The organism is Peribacillus sp. TH27 (assembly GCF_016650915.1).
GTDB classification, from domain to species: domain Bacteria; phylum Bacillota; class Bacilli; order Bacillales; family DSM-1321; genus Peribacillus; species Peribacillus butanolivorans.
This window is the reverse complement of record NZ_JAEKEV010000002.1, coordinates 1,253,725-1,276,130: the sequence shown is the minus strand read 5'-3', so window position 1 is coordinate 1,276,130 and position 22,406 is coordinate 1,253,725. Positions and strand designations below refer to the sequence as shown.

20 protein-coding genes are annotated in these 22,406 nt (G+C 39.7%); all 20 read left to right on the top strand.

Features of this window, described 5'->3' with window-relative positions; genetic code table 11:
* The first annotated feature begins 54 nt into the window (after positions 1–54).
* The 20 genes from rpsB to rpsO all read left to right on the top strand — a co-directional run bounded on the left by rpsB (position 55) and on the right by rpsO (position 22,094).
* On the top strand, positions 55–768 hold the full coding sequence (gene rpsB / locus JFU24_RS07495) for a 30S ribosomal protein S2 (protein WP_056526825.1): 714 nt from the start codon (positions 55–57) through the stop codon (positions 766–768).
* 303 nt (positions 769–1,071) lie between these two features.
* Positions 1,072–1,956: a translation elongation factor Ts gene (tsf, locus tag JFU24_RS07490; RefSeq protein WP_056526827.1), complete on the top strand. Its 885-nt coding sequence runs from the start codon at positions 1,072–1,074 to the stop codon at positions 1,954–1,956.
* Between the two features lie 122 nt (positions 1,957–2,078).
* Positions 2,079–2,801 carry a UMP kinase gene (gene pyrH / locus JFU24_RS07485; RefSeq protein WP_053345351.1) on the top strand — a complete coding sequence of 241 codons (723 nt, stop codon included), beginning with the start codon at positions 2,079–2,081 and terminating at the stop codon, positions 2,799–2,801.
* 3 nt (positions 2,802–2,804) lie between these two features.
* A complete protein-coding gene (frr, locus tag JFU24_RS07480) occupies positions 2,805–3,362 on the top strand; it encodes a ribosome recycling factor (RefSeq protein ID WP_201181410.1) in 558 nt (185 codons plus the stop codon).
* A 393-nt stretch (positions 3,363–3,755) separates the two neighbouring features.
* The gene (locus JFU24_RS07475) at positions 3,756–4,529 is read left to right on the top strand and encodes an isoprenyl transferase (protein WP_056526832.1); all 774 of its coding nucleotides are present in this window, start codon (positions 3,756–3,758) and stop codon (positions 4,527–4,529) included.
* Between the two features lie 25 nt (positions 4,530–4,554).
* Positions 4,555–5,352 (top strand): phosphatidate cytidylyltransferase, encoded by a 798-nt coding sequence (locus JFU24_RS07470; RefSeq protein WP_056527103.1) that lies wholly within the window; start codon positions 4,555–4,557, stop codon positions 5,350–5,352.
* A gap of 49 nt (positions 5,353–5,401) precedes the next feature.
* Entirely contained in the window at positions 5,402–6,562 is a 1,161-nt protein-coding gene (dxr, locus tag JFU24_RS07465; protein ID WP_201181407.1) for a 1-deoxy-D-xylulose-5-phosphate reductoisomerase, read from the top strand.
* 7 nt (positions 6,563–6,569) lie between these two features.
* Complete coding sequence (gene rseP, locus JFU24_RS07460; RefSeq protein WP_201181405.1) at positions 6,570–7,838, top strand: RIP metalloprotease RseP; 1,269 nt, start codon at positions 6,570–6,572, stop codon at positions 7,836–7,838.
* A gap of 281 nt (positions 7,839–8,119) precedes the next feature.
* The gene (locus JFU24_RS07455) at positions 8,120–9,820 is read left to right on the top strand and encodes a proline--tRNA ligase (RefSeq protein ID WP_201249805.1); all 1,701 of its coding nucleotides are present in this window, start codon (positions 8,120–8,122) and stop codon (positions 9,818–9,820) included.
* 171 nt (positions 9,821–9,991) lie between these two features.
* Positions 9,992–14,314, top strand: a complete 4,323-nt coding sequence (locus JFU24_RS07450) for a PolC-type DNA polymerase III (RefSeq protein WP_201181402.1) — start codon at positions 9,992–9,994, stop codon at positions 14,312–14,314.
* A gap of 192 nt (positions 14,315–14,506) precedes the next feature.
* Positions 14,507–14,980: a ribosome maturation factor RimP gene (rimP, locus tag JFU24_RS07445; RefSeq protein WP_053345358.1), complete on the top strand. Its 474-nt coding sequence runs from the start codon at positions 14,507–14,509 to the stop codon at positions 14,978–14,980.
* A gap of 42 nt (positions 14,981–15,022) precedes the next feature.
* Positions 15,023–16,153: a transcription termination factor NusA gene (gene nusA, locus JFU24_RS07440; RefSeq protein ID WP_053345359.1), complete on the top strand. Its 1,131-nt coding sequence runs from the start codon at positions 15,023–15,025 to the stop codon at positions 16,151–16,153.
* An 18-nt stretch (positions 16,154–16,171) separates the two neighbouring features.
* A complete protein-coding gene (rnpM, locus tag JFU24_RS07435; RefSeq protein WP_053345360.1) occupies positions 16,172–16,447 on the top strand; it encodes an RNase P modulator RnpM in 276 nt (91 codons plus the stop codon).
* A gap of 4 nt (positions 16,448–16,451) precedes the next feature.
* Entirely contained in the window at positions 16,452–16,757 is a 306-nt protein-coding gene (locus tag JFU24_RS07430) for a YlxQ family RNA-binding protein (RefSeq protein ID WP_056526846.1), read from the top strand.
* Between the two features lie 19 nt (positions 16,758–16,776).
* A complete protein-coding gene (infB, locus tag JFU24_RS07425) occupies positions 16,777–18,933 on the top strand; it encodes a translation initiation factor IF-2 (protein ID WP_201181401.1) in 2,157 nt (718 codons plus the stop codon).
* Positions 18,930–19,211, top strand: a complete 282-nt coding sequence (locus JFU24_RS07420) for a DUF503 domain-containing protein (RefSeq protein ID WP_053345363.1) — start codon at positions 18,930–18,932, stop codon at positions 19,209–19,211. The genes infB and JFU24_RS07420 overlap by 4 nt, the downstream gene beginning before the upstream one ends.
* Positions 19,212–19,228: 17 nt before the next feature.
* Entirely contained in the window at positions 19,229–19,594 is a 366-nt protein-coding gene (gene rbfA / locus JFU24_RS07415) for a 30S ribosome-binding factor RbfA (protein ID WP_053345364.1), read from the top strand.
* 179 nt (positions 19,595–19,773) lie between these two features.
* On the top strand, positions 19,774–20,694 hold the full coding sequence (gene truB / locus JFU24_RS07410) for a tRNA pseudouridine(55) synthase TruB (protein ID WP_053345365.1): 921 nt from the start codon (positions 19,774–19,776) through the stop codon (positions 20,692–20,694).
* A 33-nt stretch (positions 20,695–20,727) separates the two neighbouring features.
* A complete protein-coding gene (gene ribF, locus JFU24_RS07405; protein WP_201249804.1) occupies positions 20,728–21,678 on the top strand; it encodes a bifunctional riboflavin kinase/FAD synthetase in 951 nt (316 codons plus the stop codon).
* Between the two features lie 146 nt (positions 21,679–21,824).
* A complete protein-coding gene (gene rpsO / locus JFU24_RS07400) occupies positions 21,825–22,094 on the top strand; it encodes a 30S ribosomal protein S15 (RefSeq protein ID WP_053345367.1) in 270 nt (89 codons plus the stop codon).
* Positions 22,095–22,406: the final 312 nt, after the last annotated feature.

Here is a 22,406-nt window from a genome sequence, read left to right as displayed (position 1 = left end):
TGTATGAAAATGATCGGTGCGGAGGAAAAACAAAACCATTTAGGAGGAACTAAAATGTCAGTCATTTCTATGAAACAATTGCTTGAAGCTGGTGTGCATTTCGGACACCAAACACGTCGCTGGAACCCGAAAATGAAGAAATATATCTTCACTGAGCGTAACGGCATCTACATCATCGACCTTCAAAAAACAGTTAAAAAGGTTGAGGAAGCTTATAACTTCGTTAAAGAACTAGCTGCTAACGGTGGAACTGTTCTTTTCGTTGGTACTAAAAAACAAGCTCAAGAATCTGTTAAAGAAGAAGCTATCCGTTCTGGTATGTACTATGTAAACCAACGTTGGTTAGGTGGAACTTTAACAAACTTTGAAACAATCCAAAAACGTATTACTCGTCTTAAAGATATCGAAAAAATGGAAGCAAACGGAACTTTCGAAGTACTTCCTAAAAAAGAAGTTATCCAACTTAAAAAAGAATGGGATCGCTTAGAGAAATTCTTAGGCGGTATTAAAGATATGAAGACTCTTCCAGATGCGATCTTCGTTATCGACCCTCGCAAAGAGCGTATTGCTGTTGCGGAAGCACACAAATTACACATTCCACTTGTTGGTATCGTTGATACAAACTGTGATCCGGATGAAATCGATGTAGTTATTCCTGCGAATGACGATGCAATCCGTGCTGTTAAATTATTAACAGGTAAAATGGCAGATGCTATCTTAGAAGCTAAACAAGGCGAAGAAACAGCAACTGAAACAACAACTGCTTAATAGGCAAAAAAGGTTGCTTAATTAGTAAGAAAAAAAGGTGATAAGAGGATAATGCCTTTTATCCCTTTTTTTTGCACTAAATAAGCATACATAAATCCCGGGCGAATTTTTTAAAAACGTTACGGTTGATTTTCAGGGAATGAAGATAATATGACATCAGGGTTTTGTCCATAAGACTGACCGGTTGATGGTTTTTTGAGAATTTTGCTATAATTTGTTGTTTTTATTGATGAAAACAGGTATTATCTGGCAAAATGGGTAAAGACTGAATAAACTGCATTTAATTTGAGGAGGATAAATATTATGGCAATCACTGCACAATTAGTTAAAGAATTGCGTGAAAAAACTGGTGCCGGCATGATGGACTGTAAAAAGGCGCTAGTACAAACTGAAGGTGATATGGAAAAAGCAATCGATTTCCTACGTGAAAAAGGAATTGCGAAAGCTGCTAATAAAGGAGACCGTATCGCTGCTGAAGGTTTAACTTCTATCGTTGTTGAAGGAAACCAAGCAGTTATCCTTGAAGTGAACTCAGAAACAGATTTCGTTGCTAAAAACGAAGGCTTCCAAGCTCTTGTTAAAGAATTGGCTGCATTCCTTCTTGCTAACAAACCTGAAAGCGTTGAAATTGCTCTTGAGCAAACAATGGAAAATGGAGCAAAAGTTGCAGATCATATCAATGCAGCAGTTGCTAAAATTGGTGAAAAATTAACTCTACGTCGTTTCCAAGTTGTTACAAAAACAGATAATGACGCATTTGGCGCATACCTTCACATGGGTGGACGTATCAGTGTGCTTTCTGTTCTTGAGGGTACAACTGATGCAGAGGCAGCTAAAGGCGTTTCAATGCATATCGCTGCTATTAACCCGAAATATATTTCACGTGACCAAGTGGATGCAAGCGAACTAGACCGCGAACGTGAAGTTCTTACACAACAAGCTCTTAATGAAGGTAAACCAGAAAAAATCGTTGCGAAAATGGTTGAAGGACGTATCAACAAATTCTACGAAGAAATCTGTGTGAACGAACAAGCTTTCGTTAAAAATCCAGATCAAAAAGTTGGACAATTCGTAGAATCAAAAGGTGGAAAAATCCAATCATTCGTTCGTTATGAAGTAGGCGAAGGTCTTGAAAAACGTCAAGAAAACTTTGCTGAAGAAGTAATGAACCAAGTTAAAAAAGACTAATTGCAAGAAAATGATTGAATAGGGAACACTCTAGTGTTCCCTATTTTTTGAAATGTCATGAACTTTTGGTAGCAAGAATAACAGGATGAACGAACGAAAAGATTACATAGTTGGAGGTTTTCATGAGTAACGCTAAATATAAACGTGTTGTACTAAAACTCAGTGGCGAAGCATTAGCCGGTGACGAAGGATTTGGAATTAACCCTGCAGTAATTAAATCAATTGCTGAACAAGTTAAAGAAGTAGCTGAACTTGATGTAGAAGTTGCTGTAGTTGTCGGTGGCGGAAACATTTGGCGCGGGAAAATCGGAAGTGAAATGGGCATGGATCGTGCTAATGCCGATTATATGGGTATGTTGGCTACAGTCATGAATTCATTGGCTTTACAAGATAGCCTTGATCAACTTGGAATTGAAACACGCGTTCAAACTTCCATTGAGATGAGACAAGTGGCAGAACCATACATTAGACGCCGTGCGATCAGACATCTTGAGAAAAAGAGAGTTGTAATTTTTGCAGCTGGTACAGGTAATCCTTATTTTTCAACGGATACTACTGCGGCCTTGCGTGCAGCTGAAATTGAAGCTGACGTTATCTTGATGGCGAAGAATAATGTGGATGGCGTTTATAATGCTGACCCGGTTAAAGACAAAAATGCTGTGAAGTATGATGAACTTTCTTATCTTGATGTGATTAAAGAGGGATTAGAAGTAATGGATTCGACTGCGTCCTCACTTTGCATGGACAATGATATACCATTGATTGTCTTCTCGATTATGGAAAAAGGTAATATTAAACGAGCCGTTTTAGGCGAAACGCTTGGAACAATTGTAAGGGGGAAATAAAAGATGCCGAAACAAGTTATTTCAAATGCGAAAACGAAAATGGAAAAAGCCATTGGAGCTTACACACGTGAATTAGCCAGCATCCGTGCCGGCAGGGCGAATGCCTCGTTGCTAGATAGAATATCTATTGATTATTATGGTTCTCCAACCCCGATTAATCAGCTTGCTGGTATTTCTGTACCGGAAGCTAGACTTTTAGTGATTCAGCCTTATGACAAAACCGTCTTAGGTGAGATTGAAAAAGCGATTTTGAAATCTGACTTAGGTTTAAATCCTTCCAATGATGGATCAATCATCCGTATTGCCATTCCTGCGTTAACTGAAGAACGTAGAAAAGAGCTTGTGAAGGTTGTCAAGAAAGAAGCGGAAGAAGCGAAAATAGCAGTCCGTAATGTTCGTCGCGATGGTAATGACGATTTGAAAAAACTTGAAAAAAATGGTGAAATCACTGAAGATGATTTACGCGGCTATGCTGATGACATCCAAAAGATGACTGATGGCAATATCACGAAAATCGATGAGATTACGAAAGATAAAGAAAAAGAAATTTTGGAAGTATAATCTCTTCTTAAAATATAAAATAAAGAGGGCCGAATCCATACTGGTCATGTCTTAGTTCTAACATATAGGTGTGCTAAAAAGAGAAAACTGTTATAATAAGGTTTCTCCGATAATGATTACGCCTTGAGTTAGTAAGCTGCATGCAAACGTTGGAGGTGGTCCTTTTTTGTATTTTTCATTGCAAATGATAAACTGTTTTTAGAAAAAAGAAGTGATAATTTCTCCCCTTCTGACTTCTAATTAAGAATTTTTTTTCATAATAATATGAGAACAAGTTTTTTTTGATATTATAATAAAGATTCTGTTCTTTTTCGCAGAAAGCTTGATATACATAGAGCGCGAATATTTTTAACTTTGTAGAGAGATAAGTACAACCTAATGGGGGACTAACATATGTATTCACTATGGAAGCGTTTCGTTAAAAAAGATGCTTCTTCCGATGTAACAAATAGGATTCAGCATATTAAGAAGTTTGATGTTCCTCAACATATTGCCATTATTATGGATGGAAACGGCCGTTGGGCCAAAAAGCGTGCACTGCCACGCGTGGCCGGTCATCATGAAGGAATGAAAACCGTTCGTAAAATTACGAAAGTAGCCAATAAATTAGGAGTAAAAACATTAACCGTCTATGCGTTCTCCACTGAAAATTGGAAACGTCCGAAAAGTGAAGTCGACTTTTTAATGAAGCTTCCTCAGGAATTTCTCGGGACCTTTTTACCTGAGCTTATTTCTGAAAATGTAAGAGTAGAGACGATTGGCGACTTGTCTCTCATCCCGTCACATACTCAAAATGCCGTTAAACGGGCAATGGAAGATACTAAGAATAATGATGGGATGATTTTAAACTTTGCTCTAAACTACGGAAGCCGCGGAGAAATCGTAACCGCAGTGAATAGCATCGTTCATGATGTTAAGAATGGTATAATAAAGGAAAATGTTTCGGAGGAAATACTGACAAGTTACTTAATGACTAAGCATTTGTCAGATCCAGATTTACTAATTCGCACAAGCGGTGAAATCCGTTTAAGTAATTTCATGCTATGGCAGGCGGCTTATACAGAGCTATGGTTTACAGATGTATTATGGCCGGATTTTAGTGAAGAGCATTTATTGCAGGCAGTTGAGGAGTATCAAAAGCGTTCACGAAGATTCGGTGGCGTTTAATGTAGAAGGCGAGGAAAATGGAATAATGAAACAGCGAATTATTACGGCGGTCGTTGCTGCCGCTATCTTCATTCCAATAGTTATTTTAGGGGGAATTCCCTTTTTACTGCTGGTATATCTGCTAGCGTCCATTGGTTTGTATGAACTGATGAAAATGAAAAATATGCGTGTGGTCTCTTTTGAAGCGATTCTTTCACATATCTTGTTGTGGGTACTTTTACTACCCAATGAAAATACCGCTTTTTTAGCCAATATTAATTACGATAAAGTCCAAATTTTCTTAATGGGCGTTTTACTGCTACTTCTTTATACAGTCGTTTCAAAAAATCGTTTTACTTTTGATGACGCAGGCTTTTTAGTGATCACGATCCTATACCTAGGCATGGGATTCTACTATCTATTTGAAACACGTGATTCGTTGGGTCTGGGTCTGATATATATATTGCTTGCATTATTTACGATTTGGGCAACCGATTCAGGAGCATACTTTATCGGTAAGTCACTAGGTAAAAGAAAGTTATGGCCTGAAATCAGTCCAAATAAAACGGTGGAGGGATTTTTCGGAGGGATATTCTCCGCGTTGATAGTGGGTGTGCTATTTTATGTTTTCTCTTCCCTCGACTATACATTATTACAATTGTTATTGATTTCTTTAATCATTGCGATTTTCGGCCAATTGGGAGATCTCGTTCAATCGGCTTATAAACGTCATTATGGGGTAAAGGATTCAGGGAAGCTTCTTCCAGGTCATGGAGGAATTTTGGACAGGCTTGATAGTTTGATATTTATTTTACCGATTTTGCATTTATTGCATGTATTATAATACAAATAAAGGCATAGGCAAGTGTTATATAAATTAGGAGATGAACAATTTGAAATATATCAGCCTTTTGGGTGCAACAGGTTCGATTGGCCAACAAACAGCGGATGTAGTGAGGGCTCATCCTGATCAATTCAAAATAGTGGCGCTTTCAGCCGGGAAAAATATAGAATTGGTCAGAACTTACATACAAGAGTTTGAACCGAAACTTGTTTCAGTACAGACTAAAGAGGATTATCATGTTTTAAAAAGTGAATTCTTCAGCAAAAAAGATATCGAGTTCATGTACGGAGATGAAGGACTGACCGCTGTTGCTGTTTATGATCAAGCTACAATATTAGTCAATGCCGTCATCGGAAGCGTAGGACTCTATCCAACTTTACAGGCAATAAAGGCTAAAAAGGATATTGCAATCGCCAATAAGGAGACACTGGTGACTGCAGGTCATTTGGTCATAAACGAAGCTAAAAAAGCTGGAGTTAGATTACTCCCTGTTGATAGTGAGCACTCAGCGATTTTCCAGGCGTTACAGGGTGAAAAGGAAAAGAATATCGAACGTCTAGTCATTACTGCATCAGGCGGAAGCTTCCGGGATCGTACCCGAGAAGAATTGAAAGGTGTAACGGTGGAAGAGGCCCTAAACCATCCGAACTGGTCAATGGGTGCTAAAATTACGGTAGACTCCGCTTCGATGATGAATAAGGGGTTGGAAGTCATTGAAGCCCACTGGCTATTCGATCTTCCTTACGATAAAATTGATGTATTGCTACATAAGGAGAGTATCATCCATTCCATGGTTGAATTTCATGATTCCAGTGTGATTGCCCAACTGGGCACACCCGATATGCGCGTACCGATTCAATATGCACTTACTTATCCAGACCGTCTGCCACTCGTGGGGCGTAAACGTCTGAACTTGGCTGATGCAGGGAAACTTCATTTTAGCGATATGGATTTCACCAGATATCCTTGTTTGCAATTTGCCTATGAAGCAGGTAAAATGGGCGGAACAATGACAACGGTTTTGAATGCAGCCAATGAAGCAGCAGTAGCTGCATTTTTATCTGGAAAGGTATCATTCCTGGAAATTGAGACTTTGATTGAAAAAGCGCTGAATCAGCATTCTGTCATAACACTTCCGGATTTAGAAACCATTCAGGAAGTAGATTTAATGACAAGGCAGTATATAGAATCTCTAGTGAAAGATAGGTGACCGGAACATGCAGACTTTAGAAACGATTATAGCGTTCATTATCATATTCGGTGCTCTTGTATTTTTCCATGAGCTTGGACACTTAGTGTTTGCAAAGCGTGCCGGAATTTTATGCCGTGAGTTCGCAATCGGTTTCGGACCAAAAGTATTCACGTATAAAAAGAAGGAAACCGTTTATACGATTCGCCTGCTTCCTCTAGGTGGGTATGTGCGTATGGCTGGCGAAGATGCTGAAAATATTGAGCTGAAGCCGGGTTATCGCGTAGGATTAATTTTTGATAATGAAGAGTATGTTACAAAAATCATTTTGAACAATAAAGATAAATATCCTGATATCCGGCTTGTTGAAGTAGAAGTGATCGACCTTGATCACAAACTGATTCTTACAGGTTATGAAGAGGGAGAGGAAGATACGTTAAAAACCTTTACCATTCATAAAGAAGCGGTAATCGTTGAAAATGGTGTGGAAAATCAGATTGCACCTTATGACCGACAATTTGCCTCAAAGTCGCTTGGACACCGCTTCCTTACGATTGTAGCTGGGCCAGCGATGAACTTTGTTTTGGCGTTTGTCATTTTTGTGTTGATTGGTTTGTTTCAAGGGGTTGTTGTGGATGAAGCAAAACTCGGTGAACTGACTGCAGATGGTTCGGCTATAAATGCCGGGTTAAAATCTGGGGATGTTATTCAATCGATTGAGGGAGCAGAAGTCTCATCTTGGGGAGATGTTCAGGAAAGCATACAAAAAAACCCTGGACAAGAAATAGAGTTTGTCGTTGATAGGGACGGGAAAACATTAGAAGTACCCGTTGTTCCTCAAGAAGTGAAGAGAGATGGCAAGAAAATTGGAATTATCGGTGTCTACCCTCCAGTTGAAAAAGCACCGATTAAAGCAATACAATACGGTTTTACCGAAACATATTTTTGGACAAAACAGATCTTTATTATTCTTGGTGACCTTGTAACGGGCGGCTTTACGATCGACAGTCTATCAGGCCCTGTAGGAATCTATAAATCCACAGAAGAAGTTGCAAAACAAGGTATATTCACGTTGATGAAATGGGCAGGACTGCTCAGCATTAACCTAGGAATTATGAACCTTCTTCCATTACCAGCGTTGGATGGAGGAAGACTGCTATTCTTCGTGGTAGAATTCTTAAGAGGAAAACCAATTGACCGCCAAAAAGAAGGAATGGTTCACTTTATCGGGTTTGCATTGCTGATGTTGTTAATGATTGTCGTTACTTGGAATGACATCCAGCGATTCTTCTTATAAAACATGTTCGAATAAGGTATAACAGGCCAGCAGAATTATCTGTTGGCTGTTTCTAATCATGGGAATGGAAATCACCATTTTCTTAAGTTTTTTAAACGTTTTGGGGAAATAGTTTGTTTTCTAAGTAAATCGTAAGTATAATCGAGAATGAGTATATTAAATCAGCTTTTCTGAATATCTCAGAAAGTCTTTTTTTGTATTATATGACCGTATAAAAGCTACGGTATGTAATTATCCGTGGCGGCAGTTTAATTTAAAGGAATTATTGAAGAGGTGCAGATATGAAACAAAGTATGACGTTAATCCCTACATTGAGAGAAGTACCTGCAGATGCAGAAATTAAAAGTCATCAGCTTTTATTACGTGCAGGATTTATGAGACAAAATTCCAGTGGGGTATATAGTTTCATGCCGCTTGGGAAAAAGGTGCTTCAAAAGGTTGAAGCCATTGTTCGGGAAGAGATGGATAATGCTGGTGCAGTTGAGCTATTAATGCCTGCTTTACAACAAGCGGAATTCTGGCAGGAATCTGGACGCTGGTATACATATGGTCCAGAGTTGATGCGTTTGAAGGACCGCAACAACCGTGAATTTGCGCTTGGTGCCACACATGAAGAAGTGATTACAAGCCTAGTTCGTGATGAAGTGAAGTCTTACAAGCGTCTTCCTTTAACAGTATACCAAATTCAAACGAAATTCCGTGACGAAAAGAGGCCTCGCTTTGGATTGTTGCGTGGACGTGAATTTATCATGAAAGATGCTTATTCTTTCCATGCTAATCAAGAAAGCCTTGATGCTGTTTATAAAAAATTATATGCGGCGTATGCAAATGTATTTAGCCGCTGCGGTCTTGATTTCCGTGCGGTCATTGCCGATTCAGGAGCGATGGGTGGAAAAGATACACATGAATTCATGGTCCTATCTGAAATAGGGGAAGATACAATTGCCTATTCAGATACGTCTGATTATGCAGCTAATATTGAAATGGCACCAGTAAGTGTGAACTATGAAAAAAGTTCAGAAGCACAGGGTGCACTTGAAAAAATTCATACACCTGGGCAAAAATCAATCGAGGAAGTAGCAACATTCTTAAAAACGGATGCTACGAAGTTGATTAAATCGTTGTTGTTTAAAGTGGATGAAAAATATGTGCTCGTATTGGTGCGTGGTGATCATGAAGTCAATGATATTAAGTTGAAGAATTTCTATAACGCATCAGTCGTAGAAATGGCAGATCCAATCGAGACGAAAGAGGTTTTAGGCTGTGCAATTGGTTCTCTTGGACCAATCAATGTCACTTCTGACGTAGAAGTGATTGCGGATGTTGCTATCGAAGTAATGGTCAATGGAATCTGTGGTGCAAATGATGAAGACTACCATTATGTGAATGTAAATCCAGACCGTGATTTTAATGTAGCCAACTATTTGGATCTTCGTTTTATTCAAGAGGGTGACCCATCACCGGATGGAAACGGAAAAATTCAATTTGCTAAAGGTATTGAGGTTGGTCACGTATTCAAGCTTGGGACAAAATATTCCGAAGCGATGAACGCGACCTTCCTTGATGAAAATGGACGATCACAGCCGATGATCATGGGTTGTTACGGAATTGGTGTATCTCGCACACTTGCAGCTGTAGCCGAGCAATTCAACGATGAAAAAGGATTGGTTTGGCCAGTGAACTTAACGCCATACCAAGTTCATTTGATTCCAATTAATATGAAGGATGAAGCGCAGTCTGCACTTTCAGAAGAATTGTATAATGATTTTAAAACACAAGGCTTGGAAGTTCTGATGGATGATCGTCAAGAACGTGCCGGTGTTAAATTTGCTGATTCAGACTTAATTGGACTTCCTGTCCGTGTAACAGTCGGTAAAAAGGCTTCAGAGGGAATTGTCGAAGTGAAAATCCGTAAAACTGGTGAGGTTCTTGAAATTGAAAGAGCTGAACTAACTCAAAAACTTCGCGAAATATTAGGATAATTATTTTGAAAAATAGCGAAGGGAGGCATCATTCAATTGAATGATGCTTTTCCTTTTCCTACATTTAGATACTCGTGAAAGGTACGTGTTATGTTATAATAACCACTGATATTAGAGTGGAAATAATAATGAATAAAATCTTAAGAGATAGTAGATAAGGGGAGAGAGGAAATGGATCAAAATCCTAATAGCGGTAGAGAGAGATTTCAACTCTTGCTCCAGCAGATGGACTTGACTGAGGATGCCTTTGTGAACTTTTTCATTGGTGCCGAAATTGATAAGCTCTCAATTGAGAGAGAGTCCAAAACATGGCATTTTGCCTTTAATATACCTGCGTTAATTCCTTGCAGTGTTCATACAAGACTTGCTACTCAATTAGCAAGTACCTTCGCCCATATTGCGAAGGTCTCATTCACTTTGAATGTAGCTAACCCGCAAGTGACCGAACAATTAGTTAAAGAGTATTGGAAAAACTGCATAGGCGAGCTTCAAGGCATGTCTCCAGCTCTATTGTCACTACTAAATGAGCAAGAGCCTACAGTAAACGGATATAAAATTATCGTAAGTGCACGAAATGATACTGAGGCCGGTCAGTTGAAACGAAAATACTCTGGACTCATTTCGAATATCTATCAAACGTTTGGTTTCCCTCCACTGACTCTTGATGCGGAAGTAAAGGAAACAGTTTCGAATCCTGATTATCAGAAGTTTTTGGAAGAGAAACAAAAGGAAGACGCGGAAAAGGGGCTTGCTGCCCTAGTGGAAATGCAGAAGAAAGAATCGGAAAAAGGTGGAGACGATGGCGTCTACGAAGGACCTGTTAAGATTGGTTATACGATTAAAGAAGATGCTGATTTCCGAAGAATTGAACAGATTATCGATGAAGAGCGGAGAATTGCAATTGAGGGCTTCGTATTTGATGCGGAAGTCCGAGAGCTTCGCAGTGGCCGTAGCTTACTGACGTTCAAAGTGACGGATTATACCAGCTCAATATTAGTCAAAATGTTTTCACGTGATAAAGAAGATGCCGCAATTCTTGCCCGTGTGAAAAAGGGAATGTGGGTACGTGCTCAAGGTAGCATTCAAAATGATACATTTGTACGGGATTTGGTTATGATTGCAAATGATATAAATGAAATCTCTAAACAGGGTCGACAGGACAAGGCTCCTGAAGGGGAAAAGCGGGTCGAACTGCATATGCATACTCCGATGAGTTCTATGGATGCGGTGACACCGACTTCTGCCCTTATTGCCCAGGCAGCCAAGTGGGGGCATAAGGCTGTTGCCATCACGGATCATGCAGGTGCCCAATCATTCCCTGAAGCTTATAGTGCCGGGAAAAAGAATGACATTAAAATTCTTTACGGCGTCGAAGTGAATCTTGTAAACGACGGCGTGCCGGTTGTCTATAATGAGGCGCATATTGCATTGGCTGATGCCACCTATGTCGTGTTTGATGTAGAAACGACAGGACTGTCTGCCGTTTATGATACGATAATTGAATTTGCTGCAGTAAAAATTCGTGATGGGGACATTATTGATCGATTCGAGTCATTTGCGAATCCTCATCATCCGTTATCCAATACGACCATAGATTTGACGGGAATCACTGATGATCTTGTAGAAAATGCTCCAGAAGTCTCGGAAGTACTCGAAAAGTTCAGGAATTGGGCAGGAGATGCCATACTCGTTGCTCATAACGCGACATTTGATATGGGCTTTTTGAATATAGGTTATAAAAACATGGGATATCCTAAGGCAGCGAATCCAGTTCTGGACACATTGGAACTAGCCCGATTTTTATATCCGGAGTTTAAAAACCATCGTTTAAATACATTATGTAAAAAGTTCGATATCGATTTGACTCAGCATCATAGGGCCATATATGATGCCGAAGCTACAGGCTATCTTATGTTGAAGATGCTAAAGGATGCGATGGAAAAAGACATTACCCATCATGATCAGCTAAATGACAATATGGGTAAAGGAAATGCTTATCAGCGTTCCCGTCCGTCCCATTGTACGCTGATTGCGCAAACACAGGCTGGTTTAAAAAACCTTTTTAAATTAATTTCGATATCACATATTGATTATTATTATCGTGTACCTCGGTTACCGCGTTCCCAACTTAAAAAGTATCGTGAAGGAATTCTCGTTGGATCCGGATGTGATAAAGGGGAAGTTTTTGAAGGGATGATGCAAAAGGGTTTTGAGGAAGTCATAGATATCGCTGAATTTTACGATTATCTTGAAATTCATCCGAAGGAAGTATACCAGCATTTGATTGAGCTTGAATATATCAGGGATGATAAATCGTTAGAAACAATCATCACAAATATCGTCAAGCTTGGTGAGAAATTGGATAAGCCTGTCGTTGCCACAGGGAATGTTCATTATTTGGACCCAAACGACAAAATTTACCGTAAAATCCTTGTGAATTCACAAGGTGGAGCGAACCCGCTGAATCGTCATAAGCTGCCGGATGTACATTTCCGGACAACTGATGATATGCTGAGGGCCTTCTCATTCCTTGGTTCTGAGAAAGCCAAAGAAGTTGTGGTAACTAACACGAATAAAATCGCTGATATGATAGATGAAATCAAGCCTATCAAGGATGAGTTATACACGCCTAAAATTGAAGGCGCAGAAGAAGAGATGCGTGAGATGAGTTACGGCATGGCAAAGAAGATATACGGAGAGAACCTGCCGGAAATCGTAGAAGCTCGTCTTGAAAAAGAATTGAAAAGCATCATTGGCCATGGATTTGCCGTTATTTATTTGATTTCTCACAAACTAGTTAAAAAATCTTTGAATGATGGATATCTCGTGGGATCACGGGGGTCGGTGGGATCTTCGTTCGTTGCAACGATGACTGAAATTACTGAGGTAAACCCACTGCCGCCGCATTATGTGTGTCCAACGTGTAAAAAATCGGAATTCTTCAATGATGGTTCTGTGGGTTCTGGATTTGACCTGCCAGATAAAGACTGTCCAGATTGCGGCATTGCTTATACAAAAGACGGACATGATATCCCGTTTGAAACCTTCCTTGGCTTTAAAGGGGATAAGGTTCCTGATATTGACTTGAACTTCTCCGGTGAATATCAGCCGAAGGCCCATAACTATACTAAGGTCTTGTTTGGAGAAGAGTATGTTTACCGCGCTGGAACGATTGGTACGGTAGCTGAAAAAACGGCGTATGGCTATGTAAAAGGTTATTCTACCGACAATAATATCCATATGCGGGGAGCTGAGACTGACCGTCTTGTTGCTGGATGTACAGGAGTAAAACGGACTACTGGACAGCATCCAGGTGGAATCATCGTTGTTCCGGATTACATGGATATTTATGATTTCACACCTATTCAGTTCCCAGCGGATGACCGAACTTCCGAGTGGAAAACGACTCATTTTGATTTCCATTCAATTCACGATAATATTTTAAAACTTGATATTCTTGGTCACGATGATCCGACTGTGATCAGGATGCTTCAGGATTTGAGCGGCATCGATCCAAAAACGGTTCCGACAGACGATCCTGAAGTAATGAAAATATTCAGTAGTACCGAATCATTAGGAGTAACCGAAGATCAAATTATGTGTAAAACTGGAACGCTAGGTATTCCCGAATTTGGTACGCGTTTTGTTAGGCAGATGCTTGAAGACACGAAACCTACAACATTTTCCGAGCTTGTCCAGATATCCGGATTATCTCATGGTACCGATGTATGGTTGAGTAATGCACAGGAGCTGATTCACAACCGAATATGTACACTTAGCGAAGTTATCGGTTGTCGGGATGATATTATGGTCTATCTGATTTATCAAGGGCTCGATCCTTCTCTGGCGTTTAAAATTATGGAATCAGTACGTAAAGGGAAAGGGCTCTCCGAGGAATTCGAAGCAGAAATGAGAAAAAATGAGGTGCCGGAATGGTATATCGATTCATGTAAAAAGATTAAATACATGTTCCCGAAAGCCCATGCTGCAGCTTATGTATTAATGGCTGTCAGGATTGCTTATTTTAAAGTGCATTTACCTTTATTATATTATGCCGCTTATTTCACAGTTCGTGCCGATGATTTTGAAATCGATGCGATGACGCGGGGATCTCAGGCGATCAAAACTAAGATTGAAGAAATCAATGTAAAAGGATTGGATGCTTCTACTAAGGAAAAGAATACATTGACGGTTCTTGAACTTGCCTTAGAAATGTGTGAGCGCGGATACAGCTTTGCTAAGGTGGATTTGTATAAATCTAGTGCAGACCAATTCATAATTGAAGGTAACACGTTGATTCCACCATTCAATTCAATACCAGGTCTTGGAACAAATGCGGCCATCAATATCGTTAATGCACGTAAGAATGGAGAATTCCTCTCGAAAGAAGATTTACAACAGCGAGGGAAAGTATCCAAGACTATTCTTGAATACCTTGATAAACAAGGCTGTCTAGAGTCTCTGCCTGAACAAAATCAGTTATCTTTATTTTAAAAGAGAAGCTGATGATAAAAAGGAAGAAACAGACATGATATTTGCATAAATATCTTGATTATGGTATATTTTTATTGGAAATACTAAGAGGAACCAATGGCAAGAGTGGGGAAACCCACTCTTTCGTGTTGTATTGACCATTTATTTTGAATCCGAAACCAAGCGCATACAACGCACGTATGGAGGAAACAAATGAGTAAAAAGGTAACGGAAGTTGTAGAAGAATTAGCATTACCAATTCTTGAAGAATTGCAGCTTGAATTAGTTGAAGTGGAGTATGTGAAGGAAGGTAAAAGCTGGTTCCTTCGAGTTTACATTGATAAAGAAACAGGCGTAGATCTTGAAGATTGCGGAAAAGCGAGTGAAAAGCTCAGTGAAAAGCTTGATGAAGTTGATCCAATTCCACAAATTTATTTTCTCGAAGTTTCATCTCCCGGAGCTGAAAGGCCTCTGAAAAAAGAGAAAGATTTCCTTAATGCTATCGGTAAAAATGTTTACATAAAAACATACGAGCCCATTTTAGATGAAAAAGAATTTGAAGGAATCTTAACCAGCTTCGATGGGAACGAAGTGACGCTTGAAATCAAAATCAAGACAAGAAAGAAAACAATCGTCATTCCATACGAAAAGGTAGCCAAAGCAAGATTGGCGATTACCTTCTCTTAAGTCAAGCAAATCAATAATTAAATATCCGTAAGGGGGATCACCATGGGCAATGAGTTATTGGATGCTCTCTATATTTTAGAAAACGAAAAAGGAATTTCCAGGGAAGTTTTAATCGATGCGATTGAGGCTGCTCTTATATCGGCATATCGTCGTAACTTTAACCAAGCGCAAAATGTGCGTATCGATTTGAATCTTGGTAAAGGAACAATGCGTGTATTTGCCAGAAAAGACGTTGTAGATGAAGTATTCGATTCACGTCTGGAAATTTCTGTTGAAGAAGCAAGAGCGATTGATCCCAACTACCAGCTAGAGGATATTGTCGAAATGGAAGTAACGCCAAAAGATTTCGGCCGCATTGCTGCACAAACAGCGAAGCAAGTTGTTACTCAAAGAGTGCGTGAAGCAGAGCGCGGCATCATTTATGCTGAATTCATTGATCGCGAAGAGGATATCATGACAGGGATTGTTCAACGTCAGGATTCTCGATTTATCTATGTGAGTCTAGGTAAAATCGAAGCATTGCTTCCAGTCAATGAACAAATGCCTAATGAGCAGTATAAACCTCATGATCGTATTAAAGTTTTTATCACAAAAGTTGAAAAGACGTCCAAGGGGCCGCAAATTTTTGTATCCCGTTCACATCCTGGACTTTTAAAACGTTTATTCGAAATCGAAGTGCCTGAAATTTTTGATGGAACAGTAGAAATTAAGTCAGTTGCTCGTGAAGCAGGTGACCGTTCAAAAATCTCCGTGCACTCTGAAAACGAAGAAGTCGATCCGGTCGGTTCCTGCGTAGGCCAAAAGGGACAACGTGTCCAGGCCATCGTCAATGAATTAAAAGGTGAAAAAATCGATATCGTTAAATGGTCGGAAAATCCGGTTATCTTTGTTGCGAATGCTTTAAGCCCTTCAAAAGTACTTGAAGTTATCGTAAAAGAAGAAGAAAAGGCGACAACTGTAATCGTTCCGGACTATCAGCTTTCACTTGCAATTGGTAAGCGTGGACAAAATGCTCGCTTAGCTGCCAAACTTACTGGTTGGAAAATTGATATCAAGAGTGAAACAGAAGCCCGTGAAGCGGGTATTTACCCGGTTGAAGAACAGGAATTCCTTTTAAGCAGGGATAGCTATGTGAATGAAGAGGATATAGATTTCGAAGAGGATAACGAGTAAATTTAGAGGTGAAAAAAGATGAATAGCCGAAAAAAAATCCCGATGCGTAAATGTGTGGCCACAGGCGAAATGAAGCCGAAGAAAGAACTCATACGTATCGTTCGATCTAAAGAAGGGGAAGTCAGCCTTGATCCGACCGGAAAAAAATCGGGAAGGGGAGCTTATTTGACTCTTGATCGGGATGTTATCGAGCTGGCCAAAAAGAAAAATGTGCTGGCTAATCACCTTAGTACCCAAATCGATTCCTCCCTTTATGAACAATTGCTTGAATTAGTGAATAAGGAGAAATACTAACACCATGACCCAACAACAACAATGGATGTCTCTATTAGGTTTGGCCAATCGAGCACGCAAGCTAATTTCGGGTGAAGAATTAGTGGTTAAAGAGATTAGAAGCGGTAATGCCAAAGTTGTTATTTTATCCGCGGACGCTTCAAAAAACACTGAAAAAAAAATATCTGATAAGTGCGCATTTTATCAGGTTCCTTTAAAAAGAGTCGAAAGCAGGTCTATGCTCGGCCATGCGATTGGTAAGGAAGCTAGAGTTGCCGTCGCAGTTCTGGATGAAGGTTTTGCACAAAAACTCCGAACGCTGCTCGATTAAATTTTACGGGGGTGAACGTATGACAAAATTGCGTGTATATGAATATGCAAAACAAAAGAACGTTTCAAGCAAGGAAGTAATAACTAAACTTAAAGAAATGAATATAGAGGTAACAAACCATATGACAGCATTAGACGATTCAACTGTAAATAAATTAAACGATTCAATTAAGCCTAAAAGCGAAGATAAAAGCCCAGCTACTGAACCAAAAGCTAACGCTACGGTTGCAAAATACGAAGCTGAAGCAGATGAGAAGAGTACAGTTAATAAAGAAAAGCTAAAGAAAAAACCTCCCGTTAAACCTGTAGGTACGAAAAAACCAGCAGGACAGTTTAGTAGAGGTAGAAATAACCGAAATAAAAATAATAAACAAAGACAACAAGCACCACAGGCTCCTGTTACTAAACGTAAAGAAAGAGAACTTCCAGAGAAAATTACGTTTTATGAGTCTTTGACTGTTATGGAACTTGGTAAAAAACTTCACCGTGAACCGTCTGAAATCATTAAAAAGCTTTTCATGCTTGGTGTGATGGCTACAATTAACCAAACATTAGATAAAGATGCTATAGAATTAATCTGTACAGAATACGGTGTATTGGCTGAAGAAGAGATTCGGGTTGATCTAACTGACCTTGAGTCATTAGTGACTGAAGATGCTTCTGAAGATTTGATCGAACGTCCGGCTGTTGTAACGATCATGGGACACGTTGACCATGGTAAAACGACATTGCTTGATTCTATTCGTCATACTAAAGTAACTGAAGGCGAAGCAGGCGGAATCACTCAGCATATCGGTGCTTATCAAGTTAAAGTTAACGACAAAAAAATTACATTCCTTGATACACCAGGACATGCTGCGTTTACAACAATGCGTGCTCGTGGAGCTCAGGTTACAGATATCACAATCCTAGTTGTAGCAGCGGATGATGGTGTTATGCCTCAAACGGTTGAAGCGATTAACCATGCTAAAGCAGCAGAGGTTCCAATTATCGTCGCTGTTAATAAAATGGATAAAGAAGCCGCTAATCCAGACCGCGTTATGCAAGAATTGACAGAGCACGGTTTAGTTTCTGAAGCATGGGGCGGAGATACAATTTTCGTACCTATTTCAGCTAAAAATGGCGAAGGAATCGATAGCTTGTTGGAAATGATTCTACTAGTTAGTGAAGTAGAAGAATATAAAGCAAATCCAACTCGTAAAGCAAACGGAACGGTTATCGAAGCACGTTTGGATAAAGGGCGCGGCTCTGTAGCAACATTGCTTGTTCAAAACGGAACGTTGAAAGTCGGAGATCCAATCGTTATTGGTAATACATTCGGCCGCGTTCGTGCAATGCTTAATGACCTTGGCCGTCGTGTTAAGGATGCAGGTCCTTCTACACCGGTTGAAATCACAGGTTTGAATGAAGTTCCACAGGCTGGGGACCGTTTCATCGTCTTTGAAGATGAAAAAACTGCCCGTCAAGTTGGGGAAGTTCGTGCGCAAAGACAGCTTGCTTCACAACGTAATGAAAAATCTCGTGTAACGCTTGATACATTGTTCGAGCAAATGAAAGAAGGGGAAATTAAAGAATTGAACATCATCTTAAAAGCGGATGTTCAAGGTTCTGCTGAAGCAGTTGCCGCTTCCCTGAATAAAATAGAAGTAGAAGGCGCAAAAGTGAAAATTATTCACACTGGCGTCGGGGCTATTACAGAGTCTGACATTATCCTAGCTACGGCTTCTAATGCAATCGTCATCGGATTTAACGTCCGTCCTGATGTGAATGCGAAGCGTGCGGCTGAATCAGAAAATGTTGATGTCCGCCTTCACCGTATCATTTATAAAGCTATCGAAGAGATCGAGTCGGCTATGAAAGGGATGCTTGACCCTGAATTTGAAGAAAAAATTATTGGTCAGGCTGAAGTTCGTACGACTTTCAAAGTATCTAAAGTTGGTACGATCGCTGGTTCTTATGTTACAGAAGGAAAAATCACACGTGATAGCGGCATTCGCTTAATTCGTGAAGGTGTCGTCATTTACGAAGGTGAAATTGATGCATTGAAACGTTTTAAAGATGATGTAAAAGAAGTGGCAACGAACTATGAGTGCGGTATTACCATTAAAAATTACAATGACCTTAAAGAAGGCGACGTAATTGAAGCTTATGTAATGGAAGAGATAGAGCGTAAATGATCGTTGGCTCTGTCCAATGTGAGTGCATCATCTATGACACCCATTCTTTGAAAGAAAAACGAGCCGTTTTGCAGCGTGTTATGACACGGCTTAAACAGAAGTTCAATATATCGGTAGCAGAAACGGATTTTCAGGATCTATGGCAACGAACAAAGATTTCTATCGTAACCGTTTCATCTTCAAGGAAGGCTACTGAGAGAGAACTTCAAAATGCCCTTAAATTTCTAGATTCTTTTCCGGAAATAGAGCGAACAATAACAGATATAGACTGGCTTTAGGCTAGCGAGGTGATATTATGAGCCTTCGTGCAAATCGTGTTGGCGAACAAATGAAAAAAGAGCTGAGTGAAATTATCGGCCGAAAAATTAAAGATCCAAGAATCGGATTTGTAACAGTAACAGATGTTGACGTTACAGGCGATCTACAACAGGCAACTGTTTATATTTCCGTGTTGGGTGATCAGGAACAACGGGAAAAAACTCTTCAAGGCCTTGCAAAGGCAAAAGGATTTATGCGTTCAGAAATTGGGCAAAGAATCCGTCTTCGCAAAACACCGGAACTGTTTTTTGAATTTGATGAATCGGTTGATTACGGAAATCGAATCGAATCGTTAATTTCACAAATCAATTCAGAGGAAAAACCGGCTGGAAAAGACGAATAATAAGCAAGCAGAAAAGGAGGTCGACTCAATAAGTGCTTTGCACTTCTTGGGGTCGACCTCTTTTTTTTGAAATGACAGGAAAGCGTAGCAAAAAGTAAAAGACACCTTTCGAATTTAAGTTCATATTGTTTGTGCAAGCTGACAGAGGTGCTTCCACTTTTAGAAAATGAGGTGAAAGTGTGAACGGTATTCTACCATTATGGAAACCAAAGGGATTGACATCCCATGATTGTGTTTTTAAATTAAGGAAGATATTAAAAACAAAAAAGGTTGGGCATACAGGCACTTTAGATCCTGATGTCACAGGGGTTTTACCGATTTGTATCGGTAGGGCAACAAAAGTCGCCGAATATTTGACAGAGGCAGGTAAAGCGTATGAAGGGGAAGTGACCCTTGGTTTTTCAACGACAACGGAAGATGCAAGCGGCGATAAGGTAGCTGAAAAAAGGATTACTCAAGTGATTCAGCGTGAACAAATTCTTGAAGTTTTAGAATCATTAACAGGAAAAATTGAACAGACTCCGCCGATGTTTTCAGCTGTTAAGGTAAACGGGAAAAAGTTATATGAATACGCTCGGGCCGGAATCGAAGTGGAGCGACCGACACGGGAGGTTACCATTTACGAAATCACCCTTCTCGATGAACGTTCTGAATTCAAAGGAGAAACCATTTCTTTCCGTTTTCGTGTTAAGTGCAGTAAAGGAACATATATTAGAACGCTTGCTGTCATGATAGGTGAAAAATTGGGATTTCCAGCACATATGTCAGACCTAACGCGGATTGAATCAGCTGGTTTTAAGCTTGAAGACTGTCTGACATTCGCTGAGGTGGAAGCATTCATGGAAACCGGACAAACAGATGAGTTTCTGCTGCCCTTAGAGCGAGGATTATTTCATTTGCCCAAAATTCAGATTAGTGATAAAGTAGCAAAGAAAGTACTTAACGGTGCGGTATTGGAACAGGCTAAGGATGTTGTTGTTGAGAAAGGTCAGCCTTTTGTAATGGTTGATCCATCTGATAAGGCTATTGCCATTTATCAAATACATCCGACAAAAGAGGGATTAATTAAACCTGTAAAAGTTTTGGCACAAGAATTATAGACCGTTTTGCCGTCGGAAAGAGGAGATTGAAAGGTGAAAGTGATCGCAATAGAGCATCCTCATCAATTTAATTCGGATGATTTTCCGGAGCTTGTAATGGCGCTTGGATTTTTTGATGGCATACATAAAGGGCATCAAATTGTTATTCAAACTGCCAAGCAAAAAGCCGATGAAATGAATCTTAAGTCAGCAGTTATGACATTTGACCCGCATCCTTCCGCAGTATTGGGGAGGAAAACGGAAAATATTCGCTATATTACACCACTCGAAGATAAAATAGATATCATAGAATCGATGGAGATAGATTATCTGTTTATCGTTCATTTCAGCAAGGAATTTGCTTCGGTGTTGCCGGAACAGTTCGTTGACGAATATATTGTCGGGCTGAATGTCCGTCACGTTGTAGCCGGCTTTGACTATTCATATGGCCGCTACGGTCAAGGATCGATGGAAGATTTGCCTGTATACGCACGAGGAAGGTTTACGCAGACGGTTGTTGCGAAACAAACACTTGAAGATGAAAAGGTAAGTTCGACCAGAATCAGAGAAACACTTAGTAACGGTAACTTTTCCGACTTTTATCATTTGGCAGGCCGCCGTTATTTAACGAAAGGGCATGTCGTTCATGGTGAAAAACGAGGCAGGAAGTTGGGTTTCCCCACTGCTAATATTGAAGTGAGTGACGATTATATATTCCCAGCTGCTGGGGTATATGCTGTCAAGATTAATATAAGCGGCCAATGGTATAATGGGGTTTGTAATGTCGGTTATAAACCTACGTTCCATGAAGAAAAGCCGAAATATCCAACCGTAGAGGTTCATGCTTTGGAGTTCTCGGGTGATATTTATGGCAATCAAGTTTCGGTAGAATGGCATACTAGGCTGAGAAGTGAGCAGAAATTTTCTGGACTTGAAGCGTTAGTCGCACAGATTGAAACTGATAAGCAAAATGCGTTAGCTTATTTTTCAAAACTGAAAGTATAAACGGTTAGCAATAGACAATACTTGCAATTTTAATGAAAAACATGTATTCTATTGTATGTATGAAAATAACCATTGCTTGGCTAGTCGAGACTCCGACGCTGGCTCGGTAATAGGTGATTTTACAGAATTTTAGGAGGAATAATAACATGGCTATTACACAAGTACGCAAAAACGAACTTATCGCTGAGTTCAGAACTCACGATACTGACACTGGATCTCCAGAAGTTCAAATCGCAGTATTAACAGAAGAAATCAACAACTTGAACGGTCACTTACGCACACATAAAAAAGACCACCATTCACGTCGCGGTCTTCTTAAAATGGTAGGTAAACGTCGTAATCTTTTAACTTACCTACGTAACAAAGACGTTACTCGTTACCGTACACTAATTAACAAATTAGGTCTACGTAGATAATTTTTTCAGGAAGGCGGGAAATTTCCCGCTTTTTTGATGTTAATCAAATGATTTGGACGTGTTCTATTTTTAGGCTAAGCCTTCGTCCTTGGGACTCGGCAGGAGCCGGGTCTTTTTCTATTTATAAATGATTAGGATATACATAATTGAATGAATGAAAATTTTATTCATTTTACTGTTAATGCTTGTTTTTTTCGTGCATAATAGGAATAGTTTGGTTTTAACTTGAGTTCAGTTACTTTCACATATAATGATTTAATCCAATACAGGTTTAGGTAAACTAAGCCTCTAAGTGAAGATTCAGAGAGGGGT